The 22,985-nt window shown below is 35.8% G+C and carries 18 protein-coding genes; 9 read left to right on the top strand and 9 right to left on the bottom strand.

Annotated features, from left to right (window positions below; genetic code table 11):
* Positions 1-11: 11 nt before the first annotated feature.
* The 5 genes from ACIQ1E_RS00790 to ACIQ1E_RS00770 form a co-directional block, all read right to left on the bottom strand.
* Positions 12-2,780, bottom strand: coding sequence for an outer membrane protein assembly factor (locus tag ACIQ1E_RS00790; RefSeq protein ID WP_396167820.1), 2,769 nt, complete (start codon positions 2,778-2,780; stop codon positions 12-14).
* Positions 2,713-3,453: an isoprenyl transferase gene (locus ACIQ1E_RS00785; RefSeq protein WP_396167818.1), complete on the bottom strand. Its 741-nt coding sequence runs from the start codon at positions 3,451-3,453 to the stop codon at positions 2,713-2,715. Before ACIQ1E_RS00785 ends, ACIQ1E_RS00790 begins: the two co-directional genes overlap by 68 nt.
* A gap of 4 nt (positions 3,454-3,457) precedes the next feature.
* Positions 3,458-4,087, bottom strand: coding sequence for a DUF6089 family protein (locus ACIQ1E_RS00780; protein WP_396167817.1), 630 nt, complete (start codon positions 4,085-4,087; stop codon positions 3,458-3,460).
* Positions 4,088-4,301: 214 nt separating this feature from the next.
* Positions 4,302-5,186, bottom strand: a complete 885-nt coding sequence (locus ACIQ1E_RS00775) for an NAD kinase (RefSeq protein WP_396167816.1) — start codon at positions 5,184-5,186, stop codon at positions 4,302-4,304.
* A 6-nt stretch (positions 5,187-5,192) separates the two neighbouring features.
* The gene (locus tag ACIQ1E_RS00770) at positions 5,193-5,852 is read right to left on the bottom strand and encodes a CBS domain-containing protein (RefSeq protein ID WP_396167814.1); all 660 of its coding nucleotides are present in this window, start codon (positions 5,850-5,852) and stop codon (positions 5,193-5,195) included.
* Between the two features lie 99 nt (positions 5,853-5,951).
* Between ACIQ1E_RS00770 and ACIQ1E_RS00765 the strand changes: the two genes are divergently transcribed.
* From ACIQ1E_RS00765 to serB, 7 genes are all read left to right on the top strand, one after another.
* Positions 5,952-6,665, top strand: coding sequence for a pyridoxine 5'-phosphate synthase (locus ACIQ1E_RS00765; protein ID WP_396167812.1), 714 nt, complete (start codon positions 5,952-5,954; stop codon positions 6,663-6,665).
* A 72-nt stretch (positions 6,666-6,737) separates the two neighbouring features.
* Positions 6,738-7,499, top strand: coding sequence for an alpha/beta fold hydrolase (locus ACIQ1E_RS00760; RefSeq protein ID WP_396167811.1), 762 nt, complete (start codon positions 6,738-6,740; stop codon positions 7,497-7,499).
* 208 nt (positions 7,500-7,707) lie between these two features.
* A complete protein-coding gene (locus ACIQ1E_RS00755; RefSeq protein WP_396167810.1) occupies positions 7,708-8,052 on the top strand; it encodes a phage holin family protein in 345 nt (114 codons plus the stop codon).
* A gap of 130 nt (positions 8,053-8,182) precedes the next feature.
* Positions 8,183-9,508 (top strand): trigger factor, encoded by a 1,326-nt coding sequence (locus ACIQ1E_RS00750; RefSeq protein ID WP_396167808.1) that lies wholly within the window; start codon positions 8,183-8,185, stop codon positions 9,506-9,508.
* 129 nt (positions 9,509-9,637) lie between these two features.
* Positions 9,638-10,309, top strand: coding sequence for an ATP-dependent Clp endopeptidase proteolytic subunit ClpP (gene clpP, locus ACIQ1E_RS00745; protein WP_396167806.1), 672 nt, complete (start codon positions 9,638-9,640; stop codon positions 10,307-10,309).
* Between the two features lie 85 nt (positions 10,310-10,394).
* A complete protein-coding gene (clpX, locus tag ACIQ1E_RS00740) occupies positions 10,395-11,627 on the top strand; it encodes an ATP-dependent Clp protease ATP-binding subunit ClpX (RefSeq protein WP_396167804.1) in 1,233 nt (410 codons plus the stop codon).
* 282 nt (positions 11,628-11,909) lie between these two features.
* Positions 11,910-13,145 carry a phosphoserine phosphatase SerB gene (serB, locus tag ACIQ1E_RS00735; RefSeq protein ID WP_396167803.1) on the top strand — a complete coding sequence of 412 codons (1,236 nt, stop codon included), beginning with the start codon at positions 11,910-11,912 and terminating at the stop codon, positions 13,143-13,145.
* A 493-nt stretch (positions 13,146-13,638) separates the two neighbouring features.
* Here serB and ACIQ1E_RS00730 read toward each other — a convergent pair whose 3' ends face one another.
* On the bottom strand, positions 13,639-15,165 hold the full coding sequence (locus ACIQ1E_RS00730; protein WP_396167802.1) for a GH3 auxin-responsive promoter family protein: 1,527 nt from the start codon (positions 15,163-15,165) through the stop codon (positions 13,639-13,641).
* Positions 15,166-15,306: 141 nt separating this feature from the next.
* Here ACIQ1E_RS00730 and ACIQ1E_RS00725 point away from each other — a divergent pair, with 141 nt between their 5' ends.
* On the top strand, positions 15,307-16,101 hold the full coding sequence (locus tag ACIQ1E_RS00725; protein WP_396167801.1) for a DUF2797 domain-containing protein: 795 nt from the start codon (positions 15,307-15,309) through the stop codon (positions 16,099-16,101).
* A gap of 59 nt (positions 16,102-16,160) precedes the next feature.
* Here the strand turns inward: ACIQ1E_RS00725 and sppA are convergent, their stop codons facing one another.
* Positions 16,161-17,921: a signal peptide peptidase SppA gene (gene sppA / locus ACIQ1E_RS00720; RefSeq protein WP_396167799.1), complete on the bottom strand. Its 1,761-nt coding sequence runs from the start codon at positions 17,919-17,921 to the stop codon at positions 16,161-16,163.
* A 137-nt stretch (positions 17,922-18,058) separates the two neighbouring features.
* Here sppA and folK point away from each other — a divergent pair, with 137 nt between their 5' ends.
* Positions 18,059-19,195 (top strand): 2-amino-4-hydroxy-6-hydroxymethyldihydropteridine diphosphokinase, encoded by a 1,137-nt coding sequence (gene folK / locus ACIQ1E_RS00715; protein ID WP_396167798.1) that lies wholly within the window; start codon positions 18,059-18,061, stop codon positions 19,193-19,195.
* A 15-nt stretch (positions 19,196-19,210) separates the two neighbouring features.
* Here folK and ACIQ1E_RS00710 read toward each other — a convergent pair whose 3' ends face one another.
* A complete protein-coding gene (locus ACIQ1E_RS00710; protein ID WP_396167796.1) occupies positions 19,211-22,354 on the bottom strand; it encodes a T9SS type B sorting domain-containing protein in 3,144 nt (1,047 codons plus the stop codon).
* Positions 22,355-22,398: 44 nt separating this feature from the next.
* The gene (locus ACIQ1E_RS00705; RefSeq protein ID WP_396167794.1) at positions 22,399-22,935 is read right to left on the bottom strand and encodes an RNA methyltransferase; all 537 of its coding nucleotides are present in this window, start codon (positions 22,933-22,935) and stop codon (positions 22,399-22,401) included.
* Between the last annotated feature and the right edge of the window lie 50 nt (positions 22,936-22,985).

Genomic DNA, 22,985 nt, shown 5'->3' with positions numbered 1-22,985 from the left:
ATATCAAACTATTAAAATTGTTGTCCAATGATAAAGTGAGTTTCCCAACCATTAGCTTGTGGTCTAAGTAAGCCATTAGGCAAAGGTAAGCCATCAAATCCATATCCGAAATCTATTCCTAATAATCCAAATGCAGGCATAAATACTCTTAAACCAGCGCCGGCAGAACGACTTAAAGCAAAAGGATTGTAATTTTTGAAAGTATCAAAAGAGGAACCCGCTTCTAAAAATGTTAAAGCATAAATGGACGCCGATGGTTTTAAGGTTATTGGGTATCTTAATTCTAATGAAAACTTATTGTAAATTGTTGCTCCAATTGGTTCTCCTTGGCTGTTTATAGGTGTCAATGAGCTATTAGGATAACCTCTTAATGCTATTACTTCTCTTCCGTCCATAGCGAAGTTTTGCATTCCATCTCCTCCTAAGAAGAACCTTTCAAATGGGATAATTCCTCGGTCTTGATTGTAGGCTCCTAAGAAACCAAACTCAACAAGAGAACGCAAAACCAATGGGCTTTTTGGAGTTCCTAATACTTTTGTGTACCAATCTGCTTTGAATTTAAGTTTGTAATATTCTAGCCAATTGTATTTCTTTTGATCCACTTTTGCAGGGTCAGCAGCAGCATCTTGATAATTTGACACACTATTTGGGGTCGGATTACTTTGGCTAGGAATTGCCTCTAAATAATCACCATTGTTTACCCTGATTCCATTCGTGCCAGTATAAGATGGTCCTGAATAAATGTATTTGTATTCTTCTTGATCGCCTAGAGTTGCATAATCTACACCATTAACCAAGGAATAAGGAAATGTAAACTTACCTACTATACTAAATTCAGCTCCGTAAATTGGAAATATGGGGTTGATACCTTTATTGCTTCTGGATAAACCAATAGTATACGCTAAGTTTCTTGATGCTCCGTCTCCAAAGGTGAATAATCCAGTATTGTAATTTTTTAGGTCGTAATGTTGATAACTCACCGTTTGTGACAATCCAAAGTAGTCATCTGGAACAGTAAGTCGTTTGTAAATCCCTGCCGAAATCGTCATGATATTAAAACTACGACTTTTGTCCACTCTTTGCGTTTGGAAATTATTATAAAACTGCTGAGTATACGAAAAGGAGGTATTTAGCTGAACTGGTTTTTTACCTCCAAACCAAGGTTCAGAAAATGACAAACTATAAGTTCTAAAAAAGGAACTTGCTTGAAGTCTTAAAGATACTTTTTGACCATCACCCATAGGAAGAGGTTTGTAGGCTTCTTTGTTGAACAAATTTCTAGCTGAAAAGTTATTGAATGATAAACCTAAAGTTCCAATAAAACCTCCACCGCCATAACCTCCTTGAAGTTCTATCTGGCTCGCACCTTTCTCAGTCAAAGGATAATCGATGTCTACTGTACCGGCTGCAGCATCTACGTTTTTGAATTTTGGCTCAATCGATTCTGGGTCAAAAAAACCTAATTGCCCAATTTCACGAATAGTTCGGATCAGTAAATCCTTATTGTATTTTTCTCCCGGTTTAGTTCTCAACTCTCGATACACAACATGGTCGTTTGTCTTGTCGTTTCCAGAAATTGTAATCTTGTTGAAATACGCAATTGGACCTTCGGTAATTCTAATTTCAAAGTCGATAGAATCGTTGGCTGTCTTGGTTTCTACAGCATTGATATTAGAGAACAAATAACCATTATTTTGGTATAAATTGGTAATATCATCCCCGTCTGGTTTGGTTTTATCAGCAATTCTTTTTTCTAATAAAACTCCATTGTAAGTATCTCCTTTTTTAATTCCTAACATGCCAAGAAGTCCCTCGTCAGAATACACAGTATTTCCAAGGAATTTAATGTTTCCAAATCGATATTTATTACCTTCTTCGATTTTAATTTTAATCATGATAGCCTTTAGTTCCTCATTATAAGCAACTGAATCCGAAAGTATTCTAGCATCTCTGTATCCTCTTTCTTTATAAGCTGCAATTACCTTTTCTAAATCGTCATTGTATTTAGCTTGAATAAACTTAGATGTTTTTAGACTTATCAATGTTTTTCGCTTCGTATCTTTCATTGCGGCACGAAGTGTTTCAGATTTTATCTCTTTATTTCCTTCAAATACAATGTCTTTTATTTTGACTTTCGATCCTTTATCAATCTTAACCAACATGTTAACATGGTTTGTCATTGAAGTATCTATAACGGTATTTATGTTTACTTTGGTATTGAAAAAACCGTCTTTTTTGTATTTATTTTCGATATAATACTTTGTAGTAGCGATTAAATTCTCATTAACCACTTTTTCCTTGGTAAGACCATTGTCTTTTATAAGGGCTTCAATCTTGCTTTTGTTTACGCCAACAAACTTTACTTCGTTTAATTTCGGTAGTTCTTCAACGTGCAAATCAAGGTAAATGCTGTCTTGTTCGATTCTATTTACATAAAAGGAAATCTCGTCAAAAAGCCCAAGTTTTCCCAGTTTTTTGATGGCATTACTAATTTCTTCTCCCGGAACTGTTATTTCCTGTCCCTTTTCGAGGCCAGCAAATGTGGTTACTGTATTTGCGTTAAAACTTATTTTTCCAACGATGTCGACTTTGGCTAGGATATATGTTTTTCCTTGGTCGAACGGTACTCTATCTTGTGCTTTAATTTGCGAAAAACTTCCAAAAATCAAAAGGCCTATGAGTATCTTTATGCTTTTTTGTAACACTAAAAAATTATTTAATTTGTTCACTTGTTTTTCCAAATCTACGCTCTCTTTTTTGATAACTAATGATAGCCTCATATAAATCTTTCTCCTTAAAGTCCGGCCATAATACATCAGTAAAATACAACTCTGCGTAGGCAATTTGCCATAACAAAAAATTACTTATTCTATGCTCTCCACTTGTTCTAATCAATAAATCTACATCAGGTAAATTTCGGGTGTAAAGATGCTCATTTATAATTGAATCGTCAATATCGTCTATTGAAATTATATTATTTTTAACTTTATTACTTATGTTTCTTACAGCATTTACAATTTCTTCTCTGGCGCCGTAGCTTAAAGCGAGGGTTAGGGTCATTTTTGTATTATGCTTTGTTTTTTCCATTACATCAAAAAGTTCGTCTTGAGCTGACTTTGGTAATTTTTCTAAATTGCCAATAGCATTCATTTTGACATTATTTTCTTGTAGGGTTTTGAGCTCTTTCCTTAATGATTTGATTAATAATTTCATTAAAGTTTCGACTTCTATTCTTGGTCGGTTCCAATTTTCTGTCGAAAAAGCATATAGGGTAAGGTATTCTATTCCCAAATCGGCGCAAGTTTTTATGTTGTCTTTGACCGATTTTGATCCTCTTTCGTGTCCGAAAGCGCGGAGAAGCCCCTGTTTTTTTGCCCAACGGCCATTGCCATCCATTATGATAGCGAGGTGATTGGGCAATCTGGTTATGTCGATTTCGTCTAGTAAATTCATTTTTTTATTCTGCGCAATAACAAGGTTTGTTTCCAAAGGTATAGGTTAGTGTTATTCCTGAAAAAACATACCAATCGTTATTATTTATATTTCCAAATTTTGTCCAACTGTCGTCCGTTGGATTACTTCCGTCTAAATTATCCGTAAATGTATATCGAGCCCCAACTTCTAAAGCCAAAATCAAGTGTGGCCATACATTCGATTTTACACCTACTGTCATCGGAATGGCAAACGCGCCAATTCTTTCCTGCGTTACAATGTTGTTTGAATCTAAATGGCTATCACGAAATCTTAAATAATTAATTCCGGAATGCACATATGGCGTATATTTTCTTTCAACCTCGTGCAAATTAAAATCAAAAAAGTTAAATTCAAGCCCTAAAGATACTTCTTTTATACTATTTTTAAATTGATATCCTCTTTGATTTCTCCCTGGTTCCTTAGAATCAAGATCGTCAGCTTGATAATAAGCGCCATTCAATGAAAATCGGTAGGCAAGCCTCGGGTTTTTATTATACTTGTACAAAATTCCCATTGCTGGTTGGTTTGGTGCGATATAGGTTGTTGAGCCAACATCGCCTATGTAGTTGCTTCCGCCTACAAAAATACCAACTTCGTGAATCTGTGCATTCATCGAAATGAAGCAAAATAAAAAAATTAGCTTGAAAAATTTATACATTTAATTAAAAATTGCGTGCAAATATAATAATTATCGACGCCAATCAATACTCATTATGGTAAATGTGTAACTAATTGGTTATTTGAAACAAAATTTTCTAAAAATTAGTGCTTCAATACTAGAGAAACGATAAAAAGAAGGATTTTGTATATCGAGAAGCGAATTAGATTTAATTTCTTCGGTCCTCGCCCCAAAAAAGTTTGGTTCGCAATGTTTTCAGGAAAGTTGCGTCGGGGATTTCTACCATATTTATTTTAAAGGGAGATTTTTTGATATGTAAAACAGTATCATTTTTTACAGAAAACAATCTTGAATCTAGAGAAACTAAATAGTGATCGTCGCGGCCGGAAACTTTAAGCCTAATTTCGGTATTGTCTGTTACGACAAGTGGGCGAGCGTTTAGATTGTGAGGTGCAATTGGTGTAATAACCAAGCTTTTTACATTTGGAGTAAAAATTGGCCCTCCGCAGCTCATCGAATAACCTGTAGAGCCCGTTGGAGTTGCTATAATCAATCCGTCAGCCCAATAAGAATTTAGATATTCGTCGTTTAGATAGGTTTCAATGGTTATCATCGAAGTCGTCTCTTTTCGGCTAACAGTAATTTCATTAATAGCAAAATTGAGGTCTTTGATAGCTTCGTTTTCAGGAGAACAAGACAAGCTTAACAAGGTTCTTTTAGAAATAGAATACTTTTTATCGATGATGAATTGCATAAATTCAGCAATGTTGTCTTTTTGAACAGTTGCTAAAAAACCTAATCGACCAGCGTTTATTCCTAATATTGGCACGCCTGTATCTTTTACCAAAGTGGCTGCTCTTAAAATAGTTCCATCTCCACCAATGCTTATTAGTAAATCGAAACTACTATCTAATTCTGTATAGGATTGATATGTTGAATGTTTTTTTTCGAACAGATTTTTTTCGAATAACATATCCAAAAAATTAGCTTCGATAAGGGTTTCGACATTATTCTTAATCAGAAAAATGAAAATATCTTTTATGATAGGTTCGGTGCTATTGAGATAGTATTGACCGTAGATGGCTACTTTCATTAGGGCTTATATATTAAGGTATTTGTCTAAGTAATCAGAACGCTCCTTCAAGGTGTTGATGTAATTGTCTTCGAAATGTTCGGAAATGATTTCGTAATCATACCGTCTGAATGATTGTATTATTTCATTCATTACTCCTGAACTAATTTTGACAGTCACTTGGGTGTTTTCGGTATCAGATGCTGAGACGAATAATCCCAATATTCGACCATTATTACTTTCTATTATTTGAGTTATTTCTCCAATAGCATAGCCCAAAGTCTTTTTTTGTATCACAAGAATTGCTCCAGATTCTTGTAAAAAAGGAGTTTCGTGAAAGAAATTTAGAATATCACTAATTTCATAATACCCCAGATATTGATTTTTTTCATTCAAAACGGGAACTAAATTGGAGTGGTTTTTAGCAAAAACCTCCAAAACATCCAGCCAAATCATATTTTCTCTTGCAAAAAAGCCTTCAAGCGAATACCTGTAATCGAAAATTTTTTTAAAACTGTCGAAAGTTTCTAGATCTTCAGAAGCAATACTGCCAATATAAATTCCTTCTCCAAGCACAGGAAAATGCGAAAAAGTACATTCATCAAAAAACTCTTGAGCTGCAGAAATAGTTTCCTGACTGTCAATTGCTTTATAATCATTGGTAATATAGTTGGTGATCTCCATCATAAAGTCTTCCCGAAAATTTGATGCAAAATAATCAAAATTATGCAATAACAGCTAGTTTTACTTTGTATTTTTGCCATTCAATGACTGAAAACTATTCTAATGACAAAGTTAAGTGTAAATATTAACAAAATAGCTACTTTACGAAACGCTCGTGGAGGAAATGTTCCTGATTTATTAAAAGTTGCTGCCGATATTCAAAAATTTGGAGGTCAAGGCATCACTATTCATCCCCGTCCTGACGAAAGACACATTCGATATCAGGATGCTCGTGATCTAAAGGCGATAGTGCACACTGAGTATAATATAGAAGGAAATCCAGAAAAAAGTTTCGTCGATTTAGTTCTCGAAATCAAACCAGAGCAAGTTACTTTGGTGCCTGATGCTGTCGATGCGATTACTTCAAATGCGGGTTGGGATACCATTCAACACAAAGGTTTTCTGATGGAGATGGTGCAAGAGTTTCAAAGAAACGGCATAAGAACCTCGATTTTTGTGGATCCAGTCCTAGAAATGATTGAAGGCGCTAAAGTTATAGGAACCGATAGAATCGAATTGTATACCGAAGCTTTTGCACACCAATATGCTTTGGGTAATAAAAACGGAATAGACCCTTATGTGAAATCGGCTGTTTTGGCCAATGAACTCGGTTTGGGAATAAATGCCGGTCACGATTTGAGTTTGGATAATGTTGCGTTTTTTAAACAAAACATTCCGGGACTTTTAGAAGTTTCTATCGGACACGCTCTTATTTCCGAAGCGATTTATCTTGGTTTGGATAATGTAGTGAATATGTACTTGCAAAAACTGAAATAGTTTTTAATAAACCTAAAAGAATTTGGATAGCAATCTGCAATCTAAAATCTGCAATCTAAAATCTGCAATGAAATGTTGTACTCAAAAATTGAAGGCGTAGGCAAGCCACTGTTAATTCTCCACGGGTTTCTTGGAATGTCCGACAACTGGAAAACAATTGGACTGCAATTTGCGTCAGATGGTTTTCAGACTCATATACTAGATCTACGTAATCACGGCAGAAGTTTTCGTTCTGGTGAATTTAGTTATGAACTAATGGCTGAGGATGTTTACAACTATTGCAAGGCCAATAATCTGGAAAAAATCAATATTCTTGGACATTCAATGGGAGGAAAAACAGCAATGCTTTTTGCTGCGGAACATCCCGAAATGGTTGAAAGGTTGATTGTTGCCGATATCGGACCTAAATTTTACCCGCAACACCATCAAATTATTCTTGAAGGATTGAACGCCGTCGATTTTTCTCTGAAACCTAGCCGAACAGAGGTCGAAGAGATTTTGGCAAAATACATTCCGGATTTTGGTACGCGACAATTTCTTTTGAAAAGTTTGTACTGGCAAGAGCCTGGGCAATTGGCTTTCCGATTTAATTTGGCTGTTTTCAATGAGAGAATCGAAGAAATTGGAAAACAACTTTCGGGAAATGCTGTTTTTGCAAATCCTACACTTTTTATTCGGGGTGGCAACTCCACTTATATTTTAGATGAAGATTTAGAGTTAATCCATGGTCATTTTCCAAATTCTATAGTCGAAACAATTCCTAATGTTGGGCATTGGCTTCACGCCGAAAACCCAAAGTTGTTTTATGAAATAACTAGTTCTTTCTTAAAATAAATCGTGAAAAGTTTTAATGTAAAATACATAGCGGGTGTTTCTGAGGAAGAATTATTAGATTTTTAAGTCGATTTTAAGTTGTAATCTGGATTAATGTGGTCATAAAAAGGATTTTTTAGAATATTTTTTTTACATTTGAAATAACCAAAACATAGATTTTAGAAATAAGATGTTTTGTAATCATTAATATTCATTTAATAAATTGCACATGAAATTACTTTTTAGAATCCTTATTACGGCTGGTTTGGTTATGCTTATTTCTAGTTTGATGTCAACTGTAGATATCGATGGTTTTACAACTGCGGTAATAGTTGCGGCAGTTTTGGGTTTGCTTAATATATTTGTAAAGCCCATTTTGACTATCCTAACATTACCCGTTACATTCCTTACATTGGGTTTGTTTCTATTTGTACTGAATGGAGCAATGATTAAGATATGTTCGACGTTAGTTGACGGTTTTAGAATAAATTCATTTTGGACTGCTATTGTTTTTAGTATAATTCTTTCTATTAGTCAGTCAATTGTGTTTAAAATGATTGGCGAAGACAAATAGTTTACTACTGTTTTTATATAAACCGAGGGGCTAAATTACAATCTCGAAGGTTCGAGATTAAAAACTTGTTTGGGTTGCGAAAATTTTATATTTTTGCAACCCAATTTTATTATGTAAATTAAAGAAGAAGATGGATATCAAAAGAGTAGCATTAGACGCAGTAAACGAGACAATTGTAATGACAGTTGTTCATATGGATTACAAAGGTCAAGTAGCAAAAAGAATAAATGAGAAAATGCCTTTGGCAACTGTAAAAGGTTTTAGAAAAGGACAAGTTCCTAAAGACCTTGTTGAAAAACAATACGGAAAAGCCATCAAACAAGAAGAAGTAAAGAAAGTTGTTGACTTAGCTTTGGAGCGTTTTGTGCAATCTGAAAGATTAAATCTTCTTGGAACTCCGCTTGCAAAAGTAAACGAAGATTTCAACTGGGACAACGAAGAATTGGTTTTTGAATATGAAATCGGTTTGGTTCCAAACTTCGAATTAGATTTAGATGCTAAAAACGAGATTGTAAAATATATTGTAAAAGCTGACGATAAATTAATCGACGGTCAAGTAGAACGTATCCAAAAACAATTTGGAACTCCAATTACTCAAGAAGTGGTTGTTGAAGGTGCTGATTTGAAAGGAATATTTACTAACGAAGCCGAAGGAATCGGAAATTCAACTACAATTAATTTGTCAGTTTTCAAAGATAAAGCGACTGCCGATAAATTCATTGGTAAAAAAGTTGGTGATGTCGTTACTGTTAATACAAAAGGATTGTTTCAAGATGACCATCAATTGATGGATTATTTGAAAGTAGGTCACGACAATGTTCACGGTTTAACTATTGATGTTGACTTCACTATCGAAGCGATTACAACTTCAGAACCAGCAGAATTGAATCAAGAATTATTCGACAAATTGTTTGGTGCTGGAAACGTAGCTTCATTAGAGGAATTGAAAGCCAAAATCAAAGAGGATGCTGAAGTTCAATTTGCTCAACAAGCAGACCAAAAATTATTAGGTGATGTAACAGAGTTTTTAATCGAGAACACCAAATTCGATTTGCCAGCGGAATTCCTTAAAAAATGGTTGCAAACTGTAGGTGAGAAAAAATTATCACCTGAGGAAGCTGAAGTTGAATATGCTCGTTCTGAAAAAGGATTGCGTTTTCAATTGATCGAAGGAAAAGCGATGGCTCAATCGGATATCAAAATTACTTTCGAAGACTTGAAAGCGTTTACAACTAAATCTATTCGTCAGCAAATGGCACAATTCGGACAAACGAATCCTACTGACGAAGAGGTACAAGGAATTGTTGCTAGAGTTTTATCTAACCAAGAAGAAGTAAAAAGACTTTCAGAGCAAGTTGTTGCTGAGAAATTATTAGAATTATTCAAGGAAAAAGCAAATCCAACAACTAAAGAAGTAACTTATGAGCAGTTTATTGCTGCATCTTATGGTGAGTAATTTTTAGAAAAAATTAGTATCTTTGGGCGTCAAAAGAATAATCTTTTTGACGCTCTTTGTTTTTATTTGTTTAAGGTCAAATGTTCAATGTTGAGCAACCTTAAACTTTAAACCTTAAACTTTTTAACTATGAATTTCGGTAAAGAATTTAAAAAATTTGCAACAAAGCACCAAGGTGTAAACGCAATGTACTACGACAAAATCGTAGCGGCAATGAATCCAACTAATATGACGCCTTATATTATTGAGGAACGTCAGCTGAATATTTCTCAATTAGATGTTTTTTCGCGATTAATGATGGATCGAATTATTTTCTTGGGAACAGGAATCGATGATCAAATTGCAAACATCGTTCAAGCGCAATTGCTTTTCCTTGAAAGCGCAGATGCATCAAAAGACATTCAAATTTACTTGAATTCTCCTGGAGGAAGCGTTTACGCAGGATTGGGAATTTATGATACAATGCAATACATCAAGCCAGATGTAGCTACAATTTGTACTGGAATGGCTGCTTCTATGGGCGCTGTATTGTTGTGCGCTGGAGCAGCAGGAAAGCGTTCTGCATTGCCACATTCAAGAGTAATGATTCACCAACCATCAGGCGGAGCACAAGGTGTGGCCTCTGATATGGAAATTAATTTGCGTGAAATGTTGAAATTGAAAGATGAATTATATAAAATCATTTCACACCATTCAGGACAACCTTTTGATAAAGTGTATGCCGATAGTGAGCGCGATTATTGGATGATTTCTGATGAAGCGAAAGAATACGGAATGATTGATGAAGTGTTAAGAAGATAAATTCAGTATTCAGTGATTAGTATATAGTGTTCAGTTCAATCTGCTCACTGAATACTACTCACTGACCACTGACCACTAAGAAAAAATGGCAAAACCAAAATTAGAATGTTCGTTCTGTGGAAGAAAAAAACCGGAAACCAATTTATTGATTGCCGGAATCGATGCACACATTTGTGATAAATGCATCGAACAAGCCCACGGAATTGTATTAGAAGAATTAAAATCAAGCAGTAAGAATCACTTGCCGACGGACTTGGTACTGAGAAAACCTAAAGAAATTCGTGCTTTCTTGGATCAATATGTTATTGGTCAAGACCAAACCAAAAAGGTAATGGCGGTTGCGGTTTACAATCACTACAAACGTTTGATGCAACAAGAATTGCACGATGAAGTTGAGATCGAAAAAAGCAATATCATAATGGTAGGTCAAACCGGAACCGGAAAAACATTGGTCGCCAAAACCATTGCCAAAATGTTGGATGTTCCTTTGGCGATTGTCGATGCGACTGTATTGACAGAAGCTGGTTATGTGGGAGAAGATGTCGAAAGTATTTTGACGCGTCTTTTGCAAGCTGCCGATTATGATGTGGCTAAAGCCGAAAGAGGCATCGTTTTCATTGACGAAATTGATAAAATTGCCCGCAAAAGCGACAATCCATCCATCACACGTGACGTTTCAGGCGAAGGCGTTCAACAAGCTTTATTGAAATTATTAGAAGGAACCGTGGTAAATGTTCCGCCAAAAGGAGGAAGAAAACATCCAGACCAGAAATTTGTTGAGGTCAATACCCAAAACATCTTGTTTATTGCCGGTGGCGCTTTCGACGGAGTGGAGCGAATCATTTCCAAACGTTTGAATCGTCAAGCAGTAGGCTATTCGACTTCCAAAAATGTGGATAATATCGATAAAGACAATTTGTTGCAATACATTATCCCAAAAGACATCAAGGATTTTGGATTAATTCCAGAAATTATTGGTCGTTTACCGGTTTTGACGCATATGGATCCTTTGGACAGAGCCACTTTGAGAGCGATTTTGACTCAACCCAAAAATGCCTTAATCAAACAATACCAAAAATTGTTTGCAATGGATGAAGTGGAATTCACTATCACAGACGAAGCATTGGATTTTATTGTCGAAAAGGCATTGGAGTACAAACTTGGAGCCCGTGGATTGCGTTCGTTATGCGAAGCCATTCTAACCGATGCGATGTATGAATTGCCAAGTTCTGATGATAAAATCTTGGAAATCGACGTGGATTACGCCAAAGAAACCTTGAATAGAAACTTATTGAAACGATTGGAAATCGCTTCGTAATTCATTTGATAGATTTGACAACTTTTTGAAAGTTGTCAAATCTTTTTATTTCAAGGGCAATAAAAAGTAAAATAAAGCTCCAAAACGGGTGTTTTTGAGCTTTATTTGTTTAGGTTGAGAGCTTAAAAGTATTTTCTGATGTAACGTTTGGTATTGGAAGTTTCTTTGATTAAACTTAGTATGTGTAAACCTCCAATTCCCTCTCCCAAAAAAACCTTCAATATCCTTTTTTATAACCAATAGATTGTCGATTTTTGCCCATCGTAAATTAATACAATGCAAATGGCAATAGTAGATAAAGAGATTATTTTGTTGAAAGTTTCTGGTCAGGACAAACCTGGGGTAACTGCGGGTTTAACCGCTATTTTGGCCACGTATGGGGCAACCATTTTAGATATAGGACAAGCCGATATTCACGATACGCTTTCCTTAGGAATTTTATTTGAAGTAAAAGCAGGTTCCGGTTCTGGAAGCGTTTTAAAGGATTTATTATTCAAAGGATATGAATTGGGAATTAAAGTTAAATTTATTCCGATTTCGATTGAAGACTATGAGATTTGGGTAAAGGGACAAAGCAAACAGCGATATATCATTAATGTTTTGGGCGAAACATTGACTGCTGTGCAATTGGCGGCTGTAACTAAAATATTGTCAGACCAAAAATTGAATATCGATTCTATCATTCGATTAACAGGTAGGACTTCGGTGGTGGAAGTTGAAGAATATCCTCGTTCTTGCGTACAGTTATCGGTAACAGGTGAAATTAAAGATAAAACGGTAATGACAGCCAATTTTATGGCAATTTCGGGAGAATTTGATGTTGATATTTCTTTTCAAGAAGACAATATGTACAGAAGAAACCGCCGTTTGGTGTGTTTCGATATGGATTCGACTTTAATCCAAACAGAGGTAATCGATGAATTGGCTGAATTGGCTGGAGTTGGAGAGCAAGTTAGAGCCATTACTGAATCGGCAATGAATGGCGAAATTGATTTTAGCGAAAGCTTCAAAAAAAGAATGGCTTTGCTCGAAGGTCTTAGTGAAGATGTTTTGCACAATGTGGCTATCAACTTGCCAATCACCAAAGGCGCACATCGATTGATGAAAGCCTTGAAATACTATGGCTATAAAACCGCTATTCTTTCCGGAGGATTCACTTATTTTGGGGATTATTTGCAGAAAGAATTAGGCATTGACTACGTTTACGCCAATCAATTGGAAATTAAAGACGGTAAACTAACTGGGAAATATTTAGGAGAAATTGTTGATGGAGCGAAGAAAGCTGAATATCTGCGAGCTATTGCCGAAAGAGAAGGGATTCACATCAACCAAACTATTGCCGTGGGCGATGGTGCTAATGATTTACCAATGTTGAATTTGGCAGGATTAGGCATTGCTTTTCACGCTAAGCCAAAAGTGAAAGAAAGTGCTTCAACGTCCATTTCAAGTTTGGGACTTGATGGTGTTTTGTATTTACTAGGCTATCATGACAGACACATTGACATGATGCAAGAATAAGCGAAACCTTTAGTATAAAAAACAGAGAATCCCGAATTGAAATTTTCAAGACGGGATTTTTTATCTAAAAAAGTATTTTATTAAGAGTTTGTTTTGGTAGATTTTGCCTTGTTTTCACAAATTCCCCTTGCGCCACAACTCATCCTATGCGATCCACAAGACCCAGTTGTTATGTTCCTCCCATTTAGAAGGGATTTTATACTCAGGATTTTTAGAGTACAAACTATCGATTGCAATTTCTATTTTTTTCTTCGATACAGGAAAACTAATAATATTAAAACCGCCTAAAGTTCCATCGCAACTAATTAAAGTAAAGAAGAGTAAAGAAAAGCATATTCTTATTGAGTTATTAGTTAACATATTTTATTAAGAGTTTGTTTTGGTAGATTTAGCCATGTTTTCACAAATTCCCCTTGCGCCACAACTCATCCTATGCGGTCCACAAGACGCCAAAAAAGAAATCGCAAACAGTAACAAAAGGAGTTTTTTCATATTATTGATGCACAATTTCTTGCATATTTTTCAGTTGTTCCAAATAATCTCTTTCGTTGGATAATCTTGGAATTTTGTGCTGACCGCCCAGTTTCCCCTTTTCTTTCAACCAATCATAGAATAAATTAGGTCTTGCAATATTTATTATTAGAGGATTCAACGTCATATTGTTGTAACGTTTGGCCTCGTAATCGGAATTTAAAGATTGTAATGTTTCGTCCAATACTTTTTGGAAATCAGCAATGTCGTCTGGGTTTTTCTTGAATTCTATCATCCATTCGTGAGCGCCTTTTTCTTTGTCTTTCATAAATACCGGAGCAACAGTATAATCAACCACTTCAGTTCTTGTTATTTGGCAAGCTTTGGCAATGGCTTGATCTGTATTTTCTACCATCAATTCTTCGCCAAAGACATTGATGTGATGCTTTGTTCTACCCGTCACCCTAATTTTATAAGGACTTAATGAAGTAAATCGAACGGTGTCGCCAATCAGATAACGCCATAAACCAGAATTAGTGGTGATAACAATAGCATAATTTTTAAAAAGTTCCACATCACACAATCGAACCGTTTTTTGATTCGGTGTTCCAAAAGTATCCATTGGAATGAATTCGTAAAAAATGCCATAGTCCAGCATTAGCAATAAATCACTGGAATAATTCAAATCTTGAATGGCAAAAAATCCTTCAGAGGCATTGTATATTTCGTAATATTTGAAATCTTTTTTAGGTAGTATTTTTTGGTATTGTTCGCGATACGGTTCAAAATTCACACCTCCGTGAAAATAGACTTCCATATTTGGCCAAAGTTCCAGTAAATTCCCTTTGCCAGTTTCCGTGAGTAATTTATTCATCAAAACTAATAACCATGAAGGAACTCCGGCAAAACTGGTTACATTTTCATTTTTAACTTCGTTAATTATCGCTGGAATTTTAGTTTCCCAGTCGCTCATCAACGAAATTTCTTTGTTGGGTGTGCTGCTAAAATCAGCCCACATCGGCATATTTTCAATTAAAATAGCGGATAAATCACCAAAGGAAGTGTTGTTGTCTTCATAAATTTGGGCACTCCCGCCAAGACGAAGACTTTTTCCTAAAAACATTTCGGAATTTTCGTTGTTGTTTAAATACATACACAACAAATCTTTTCCTCCTTTGTAGTGGCAATCTTCTAAAGCTTCCGGACTTACGGGGATAAATTTACTTTTGGCATTAGTTGTTCCGCTTGACTTGGCAAACCATTTTATGGGTGTTTCCCAGAAAACATTTTGTTCCCCTTTTCGGGTGCGTTCTATCAAAGGTTGTAATTCTTCGTAGGTCGAAACGGGAACTCTTTCGGCAAAAGTCGCATAAGAATATATAGAATTATAATCGTATTGTTGACCTACAACTGTATTTTCAGAAGCTCGAATCAAATTCATCAACAATTCCTCCTGAACTTCATTCGGATATTTTATGAAAAGTTCAATTTGATGAATCCTTTGTTTAAGCATCCAAGAAGCAAAAGAATTGATTACGGCTATTGGCATTCAGATTTCAGATTTTAGATTTGTAAAAAGGCGAACAAACACTAACTTTACAACTTTATCAAAAATAGTGTTTTTTTTTTAAGTTTTGGAAATTTCTAATTTCTATTTCTTGATTCTAAAATCAAAAATCAAAAAGCAACAATGACATACGAAGGCACGCTTACTAAAATGCAAACCGAATTTGCAAATCCAATTCAATATTATTTGGTGTTTGAGAATAGTTTTTTGAATGTCAATCAATTGCTGAACAAGAATTTGGAAATCAATTTTATGGGTTACCAATGTTTGAATTGTGGTAAAAAGAAGAAAATTTACCGTCAGGGATTCTGTTACGACTGTTTTTATTCGAGTCCAGCCGTTGGCGATTGGATTATGAAACCTGAATTGAGCACGGCACATTTGGGAATTCAAGATCGTGATTTAGTTTATGAAGAAAAAGTGCAATTGCAGCCGCATATTGTGTACTTGGCTTTGTCCAGCGAAGTAAAAGTTGGTGTAACTAGAAAAACTCAAATGCCCACAAGATGGATTGACCAAGGCGCATCCCAAGCCATTTCTATTGTAGAAGTTCCCAATAGGTATTTGGCGGGAATTACGGAAGTCGCCTTGAAAAATCATTTTGCCGACAAAACCAATTGGCGCAAAATGCTGCAAAATGACGTGGAACAAGTCGATTTAATTGCCGAAAGGTTGAAAGTGGAGAATTTAATTCCCGCTGAAGTTCAGGAGTATTTTTACAATGAGAAAAATGATTTATACGAAATGCACTTTCCTGTTTTGGAATATCCAAAGAAAATAATTAGTTTGAGTTTAGAAAAAACATCCAATTTTCAAGGCAAATTAACTGGAATAAAAGGACAATATCTGATTTTTGAGGACGGGACCGTTTTTAATGTGCGCAGTTCCGAAGGTTATGTGGTGCAAATTAATATTTAAAAAAAAGCCCTTTCAATCCAATGGCGCAGGACTAAAAGGGCAAACTATTAAAATAAAATTTATTGAATGGTAATTTCAAATGGCATCATCGCTTGAATTCCTTTGCGAGTTTGCACTTTTTTAATCTGTTGCATCAAACGATAGGTTTCTTCTCCTAATTCTTCTTTGATAAAAGATTCTTTTGATTTTGCAAAAGGAAGACTTTTGAAAATGTCGTTCATATCTTTTTCATATTCAGGAAAGTTCTGAGTGCTGTATTTCTTAGTTTTTGATAAGCTTGCAGCTTCTTTTATTGCGGCATCCAATCCTCCAATTTTATCTACAAGACCAATTTTCAATGCCTGAGAACCCGACCAAACTCTACCTTGCCCGATTGAATCGACTTGAGCAACAGTCATTTTTCGTCCTGCGGCAACGTGCGACACAAATGTTTTGTAGATATTTTCAACGCTTTCAAGAGTGACCGTTTTGAATTTTTCGTCCATCGGCACAAACGGGCTATATTCAGAAGCATTTTCATTGGTTTTCACTTGTTCGGTATGAACGCCAATTTTTGTGGCTAATTGAGTGAAATTAGGCAATATTCCAAAAACACCTATTGAACCGGTAATTGTGTTGTTTTCAGCAAAAATTTTGTTTGCATTACAAGCAATATAATAACCTCCAGAAGCTGCATAATTCCCCATTGAAACCACTACTGGTTTCACTTTTTTAGTCAATTCAATTTCTCTCCAAATCAAATCTGATGTCAAAGCACTTCCACCAGGACTGTCCACTCGAAGTACAATAGCTTTTACATTTTTATCTTTTCTAGCTTCGATTAGTGAGCGATTTATTGAGCCTTCTCCAATAGTATTGATGTCACCTTCTCCGCCCATAATTTCGCCTTGAGCATATATTACTGCTATTTTATCTTCAGCAGCAGAAATTTCAGCGGTGGTAGCTACTTTTTGAGCGTAGTCAAGAATGCTTAATTTGTTGTAATCTTCGTCTTTGTCTACTTTCAATAATTTTTTGATGGCGTTATGATATTCATCTTCGTAAGCAATCACATCGACTAATTTTTCAGCTTTTGCCATTTCCGGAGTGCGAGCAAGCAAGCCATTGGCTATTTCGTTTAATTTGGTTACCGAAATATTTCTACTTTTCGAAATGTCCTCTAAAACAGAACTCCAAACAGAATTTAATAAAGACAAAGTTTGTTCTCTATTGGCATCGCTCATTTTGTTGTCTAAAAACGGTTCGACAGCACTTTTGTATTTGCCGTGACGAATAACTTCCATTTTAACCCCTGATTTTTCTTGTAAATCTTTGAAAAACATCAATTCGGCAGAAAGGCCTTTGAAGTCAAATTCACCAATGGGATTGATATAGATTGTATTGGCGACGGAATTTAAATAATACTCTTTTTGGGAGTACGTATTGGCGTAAGCCATCACAAATTTCCCTGATTTTTTAAAGTCTTCTAGTGCGTTTCGCAATGCTTTTCTTTGCGCCATTCCCAATTGGGAATCATTATTCAATATAGAAATTCCCTTGATATCATTGTCTGTTTTTGCGTTTTCAATTGCAAGGAGGATATCGGACAAGCCTACTTTTTCGCCGTCAGACAAAATTGCTACCCAAGGATCCTTATACTTTCCTGCATAATCATTGGTAACGTCGGTTAATTTTAACTCGATTACAGAATCACTTTTTACCGATATTTCTTCAGATTCACCTCCAAAAATGGCTGCAATTATTACAATTCCGAAAAAGAACATCATTAAAAACACAAACAAACCAACGATGGTTGCTAAAACATTTCCTAAAAATCTCATAATAATTATTTTTTCTATATGTAGTCAAAAGTGTTGATATGTTACATTTATTTGAAAAAAAATTGTAAAAAATAGTTATCAACACCCAGGCAAATATAGTTTATTTCTAAAATTGTTTTAGTTAATTTGTGCTTCTTATGAAATCACAAAATCAAGTCATTTTATCACTCGGAACGAATCAAGGCAATCGCGTTCGAAATATTGAAAATTGCATCCATTTGATTCATCAAGAAGTGGGCACAGTAATCAAAATTTCGAAGTTGTATGAGTCTCCGTCTTGGGGTTTTGATAGCGATGCGTTTTATAATTGTGCCTTGGTTTTACATACCTTTTTATCAGCTGATGCTATTTTATCCAAAATTTTGGAAATCGAAATCCAACTCGGACGTATTCGAAACACTTCTTCAGAATACCAATCTCGGATTATTGACATTGATTTGATTGCTTTCAATGAAGAGATTATTGACAATGATAATCTTCAAGTGCCACATCCTTTAATGCAAAATAGAAATTTTGTTTTGTTGCCAATGTTGGATTTGAACTTGAACTGGATTCATCCTGTTTTTCATAAAAAAATAGCTGAATTAGTCGAGATTTCATCTGACGAAAGTGTTTGTACATTCGTACAGAATTTAAAAAATCCCTTGGATTCGATTCCTTTGGAGCAATTCAACTATATTGCTTTTGAAGGAAATATTGGTGCTGGTAAAACAACTTTGTCCACGAAGATTGCCGAAGATTTTAATGCCAAAACCGTTTTGGAGCGCTTTGCAGACAATCCGTTTTTGCCAAAATTTTACGAAGATCAAAATCGCTATGCTTTTCCACTCGAAATGTCTTTCCTTGCGGATAGATACAAACAATTATCCGATGATTTAGCTCAGTTTGACTTGTTCAAGGATTTTATCGTGGCCGATTATCATATTTTTAAATCCTTGATTTTCGCGAAGATAACACTTGCGGAAGACGAATATCGATTGTATCGAACGCTTTTTGATATCGTGTACCGTGAAATGCCAAAACCGGATTTGTATGTTTATTTATATCAAAATACGGAGCGTTTACTGCAAAACATCAAAAAAAGAGGCCGAAGTTATGAGCAAAATATTCCTGCTGATTATTTAGATAAAATCAACAGTGGTTATCTGGATTATATTAAATCTCAAACCGATTTGAATGTTTTGATAATAGACGTTTCGGATCGAGATTTTGTTAAAAACCAAGAAGATTACCTTTATATTTTGGACGAAATCAGGCAAAAAATACACCAATAAATTAGCATTAGAACATTATCTTTTTAGCGAAAAATGCCCTTTTATTTCAGGTTTCCCGTTTCCTAAATTTAAGATATACCAATAATCGTCGGATGGTAAAGGGGAGCCGTTATATGTTCCGTTCCAGCTTTTGTTAGTTGTATTTAGTGTGGTTAGATACTTTCCGTAACGGTCGAATATACGTACTTCGGCTTGAGGGTATTTGACCACTCCTTTTATTTCCCATACATCATTATAACTGTCTCCGTTTGGTGTGAAAAATTTAGGAACTCCCACGAGTATAATTTCTTGATTAACGGTTCCACAACCATTTTTATCATTAACATAGACGATGTGAACACCGGCCGGTACATTATCAAAGAAATTCGAATCTTGCCAGAAACCATTAGGTTCATTTAAGCTATATTGGTAATCACCAGGTCCAGTTGCGTTGACTGTTACGGTATTGACATCGGATAAATCTACAACATCAACAGTGAATTCTGCAAGATTGGAAGCGGTCACTGTTATAGTTCTAGTTTTAGTACAACCACTACTATTGGTTACCTCCACTATATACACTCCTTTTTGATTTACTGGTAAAGTATAGGTATTTGCACCTATGGCAACCCCATCTTTTTTCCATTGGTAAACATAGTCATTCGGGTCGCTTCCGTCTTGAAGACCTGCATCAATTTGGACAAAGAAACTCGGATCGTTTTGGCAAACTAATTCGTCGTCCTTTTTGTCGGTATTTAAGTTGATTTTTGGTGTTGGCTGTACAATAAATGGGATTATAACTTCGGCACTACAAATGATGTTTACTGGGTTTTGGACAATAACTTTCACATTTTGGGTGCTGCTTACAAATGGATTGGGCAATGGACTTGGCAATGCATTTCCATTTTGGTCAAAATACTTTACAGTCATTCCCGTTTGACCGTTCAAAATGGTTACTTCAAAATTTGTTGTGGCAAAAGCAACCTTGCCATCTTGTTGCAAAGGATCTGTTTCATCGTCGCAAATGGTTGTTAAATTTGGATCGATAGGAAAAGCTTGAGGCGAATCATCTACTGTAAAAGTGATGGTGGTTTCGTCAAAACAGCCTTGAGGTGTATTGTTAGTAACCACGGCTTTAATAGTTTGAGATTTTGATGCAAAAGTTGTTGGAAACGGACTTGTAATTGCTGCTCCGTAGGCATCTTGTAGCGCATTATTGGCTTGGTCAAAATAAGTAACCGTCACATTGGTTTGGCCTTTTAATAAATCAGATTCTAGCGTTGCAGTGTTAAATGGGAAAATGCCATCCGCATTATCATCACATTGTCTAGTAATGGTTACTGCATTGGCAAAGGGGAGTGCCTCCACGTTTAAAGTCAAATAAGGACCTAATCCATAGCAGGCATTGTCTACATCGCTATCAATACGTATCCAAATATCTTGAGAGTTAGGATAGCCAATGTTTCTGTAATTAGAAATATCGGGAATGACATTCAATTCTGCCAAAGCATCTGCTTCGTTTTTATAGTATTTTATTGTATATGTTTGAGTGGTTGGGAGTAAGGCTAGTATAGTTCCTTCTGTCGAAGAGAAATCGAAAGTGGTTATCCCGTCACGCTTATTATTGTTAGCATTATTATTTCCATTAATATCTAAAAAGTCATCACATACTGGGTCGAAGGGAATCTTATAGGTGGGAGGAATATTTGTTGCGGGTACTTTCAAAGTGATTTTTCCGACGCTGGCACAGCTAGTAATTTTGTTCGTAATTCTAGACCAAACATCCATTTGAGTTGGTATGGTATTTTCGAAAGCCAACGGATTTGAAATCAAATCTGCAGGGACAGCATTTTTTGCTCCATTCAGACTGGTGTAATACGCAAAGTTTTCGTTGGCGAAATTGCTTGAAATTTCAGTATTTTTTACCGTTAAATTGAAAAATGTTTTTCCGTCTACAACAAGATCAGTATCACATTGAATAATAGTAACATCATTTACAATTGGCAGCGGATTTACGGTAGCAGTCATAGGAGTTCTTGGAGAACATCCATTATCAACATAATAAGTGGTAGTGATAGTAAGTGCAGGTGTTTCAAAACTACTAGGACTAGTTCCTGTTTGCAGCAATGTGCCTCCTGTTGGTGTATTATACCAGTTTATAGTTCCCGATACGGCAGTAGCCTTAAGCGTTGTTTTTTCACCAGAACAAACTGCACTTGGTGCAGTGACGGTCAGTTGTGACATTGTAATTTTCGTACTTGCTGAAATTTGAAGGACAGGATCGCCAGGCATACCTCCATATTCTACGATATAACCGCGGGGATAATAGTCTCCCGAAGTACCAGCGTTTGGAAGGTCGTTCCAAGTGCCCGGATTGGTAGAGGTAGAAGGCCTGATGTGAGCGTAATCTTCATTAAAGGCATTGTTAGGTTCGAATGAAGGATTCCAATTCGCATAATTGAAGGGTGGTGTAGCGGCTCCAAATTGGGTTCCAATCCAAAAAGTAGTTCCAGCTTCAGGTCCAGTTACCCACCTCCATTCTCCTTCTACTGCAGCATCACTGCCGCCAATCCAGCCGGCTCCGGGGGCTTGTGCTCCGCAAAGTTGTGCTTCGTCGGCCGCGGTCAAAGTGGCCAAATAGCCTTGTAATCCATAATAATTTTTACCTTTTGCTAGTACTTCGGCAGCAATCCAAGTGATTCCTGGACTTGCAATATATTCATAAAAATGCCCATTTCTGGGTAAATAATTGGCTTCGCCAAAACCTATATTTATCGAAAAATCTCTCGTTCCAGAGGGTGATGTAGAAGAATTTGAAAACTCCACATCTTTTATAGCCTTTTCAAAATCGGCATAGCTAATTTGAAATCCTGTTGGGTTAAAGAGTTTTAGTTTTCCTTCTGAAGAACTCCAATTTGTAGTAATAGTAGGGTGCAAAAGAGGATTAGCGAGTGCTAATAGATCCTGACCTGAAACATATCCCGATGAAATTTGAATGTAAATGGCATCAGTACCTGTTTCGGACGGATCGTGAGTTATTGTTACTCCAGTAACTATTTTGATGCTTGTGACTGGACAATAGGTTTGATTTCCTGTTGCTTTGATTACGGGCGGGTTAATTGCGAAAGTATTTTTCGGAATAAGTAATAATAGGCCTAAAATTATCTTAAAAAAAAACATTAATTTTCATTTTATAAAAGTAATAATTTTCTTTTAAACATCTTTTATTTAGGCCATTTCATTTTTTGGAACAAATCCCAAACGACTATTCCAGCACTCACCGAAATGTTTAAAGAGTGTTTGGTGCCCAATTGTGGAATTTCGATGCAGCCATCGCAGATAGCTACAGCTTCTTGAGAAACGCCAAATACTTCGTTGCCAAACACCAAGGCGTATTTTTTATCTTTTTCTATTTTAAAATCTTGGAGGAAAACAGCACTTTCCACTTGCTCAATTGCCAAAACGGTTACTTTTTCATCTTTCAGATTCTCGATTACTTCAAGGACATTGGCATTGTGTTCCCAAGCTACGGTCTCGGTGGCACCAAGAGCCGTTTTGTGCATTTCCTTATTGGGTGGAGTTGCCGTAATGCCACATAAATAAATTTTTTCAACCAAAAAAGCATCGGCGGTTCGGAAAACAGAACCAATATTGTGCAAACTCCGAATGTCATCTAGGACAATGATGATGGGTGTTTTTTCGGATTGTTTGAAATCTTCAACTGATTTTCGGTCGAGTTCACTGTTTTCTAGCTTTCTCATAGGTTGGAATTGGGGTTAAATGAAAAAAGCTTCCAAAATAAAGGAAGCTT

Source organism: Flavobacterium sp. (assembly GCF_044348915.1).
GTDB lineage: Bacteria > Bacteroidota > Bacteroidia > Flavobacteriales > Flavobacteriaceae > Flavobacterium.
The sequence above is the reverse complement of the archived record's forward strand: the minus strand, read 5'-3'. Positions and strand labels throughout refer to the sequence as shown.

Bases quoted from the DNA above. Each gene is read 5' to 3' on its own strand.
- ACIQ1E_RS00725 (WP_396167801.1), top strand. From the start codon at position 15,307: ATGACATACGAAGGCACGCTTACTAAAATGCAAACCGAATTTGCAAAT.
- ACIQ1E_RS00775 (WP_396167816.1), bottom strand. From the start codon at position 5,186: ATGAAAGTAGCCATCTACGGTCAATACTATCTCAATAGCACCGAACCT.
- ACIQ1E_RS00770 (WP_396167814.1), bottom strand. From the start codon at position 5,852: ATGATGGAGATCACCAACTATATTACCAATGATTATAAAGCAATTGAC.
- ACIQ1E_RS00705 (WP_396167794.1), bottom strand. From the start codon at position 22,935: ATGAGAAAGCTAGAAAACAGTGAACTCGACCGAAAATCAGTTGAAGAT.
- sppA (WP_396167799.1), bottom strand. From the start codon at position 17,921: ATGAGATTTTTAGGAAATGTTTTAGCAACCATCGTTGGTTTGTTTGTG.
- ACIQ1E_RS00780 (WP_396167817.1), bottom strand. From the start codon at position 4,087: ATGAATGCACAGATTCACGAAGTTGGTATTTTTGTAGGCGGAAGCAAC.
- ACIQ1E_RS00755 (WP_396167810.1), top strand. From the start codon at position 7,708: ATGAAATTACTTTTTAGAATCCTTATTACGGCTGGTTTGGTTATGCTT.
- folK (WP_396167798.1), top strand. From the start codon at position 18,059: ATGAAATCACAAAATCAAGTCATTTTATCACTCGGAACGAATCAAGGC.
- ACIQ1E_RS00790 (WP_396167820.1), bottom strand. From the start codon at position 2,780: ATGAGGCTATCATTAGTTATCAAAAAAGAGAGCGTAGATTTGGAAAAA.
- ACIQ1E_RS00710 (WP_396167796.1), bottom strand. From the start codon at position 22,354: ATGTTTTTTTTTAAGATAATTTTAGGCCTATTATTACTTATTCCGAAA.
- ACIQ1E_RS00750 (WP_396167808.1), top strand. From the start codon at position 8,183: ATGGATATCAAAAGAGTAGCATTAGACGCAGTAAACGAGACAATTGTA.
- ACIQ1E_RS00730 (WP_396167802.1), bottom strand. From the start codon at position 15,165: ATGCCAATAGCCGTAATCAATTCTTTTGCTTCTTGGATGCTTAAACAA.
- ACIQ1E_RS00765 (WP_396167812.1), top strand. From the start codon at position 5,952: ATGACAAAGTTAAGTGTAAATATTAACAAAATAGCTACTTTACGAAAC.
- ACIQ1E_RS00760 (WP_396167811.1), top strand. From the start codon at position 6,738: ATGTTGTACTCAAAAATTGAAGGCGTAGGCAAGCCACTGTTAATTCTC.
- clpX (WP_396167804.1), top strand. From the start codon at position 10,395: ATGGCAAAACCAAAATTAGAATGTTCGTTCTGTGGAAGAAAAAAACCG.
- serB (WP_396167803.1), top strand. From the start codon at position 11,910: ATGGCAATAGTAGATAAAGAGATTATTTTGTTGAAAGTTTCTGGTCAG.
- ACIQ1E_RS00785 (WP_396167818.1), bottom strand. From the start codon at position 3,453: ATGAATTTACTAGACGAAATCGACATAACCAGATTGCCCAATCACCTC.
- clpP (WP_396167806.1), top strand. From the start codon at position 9,638: ATGAATTTCGGTAAAGAATTTAAAAAATTTGCAACAAAGCACCAAGGT.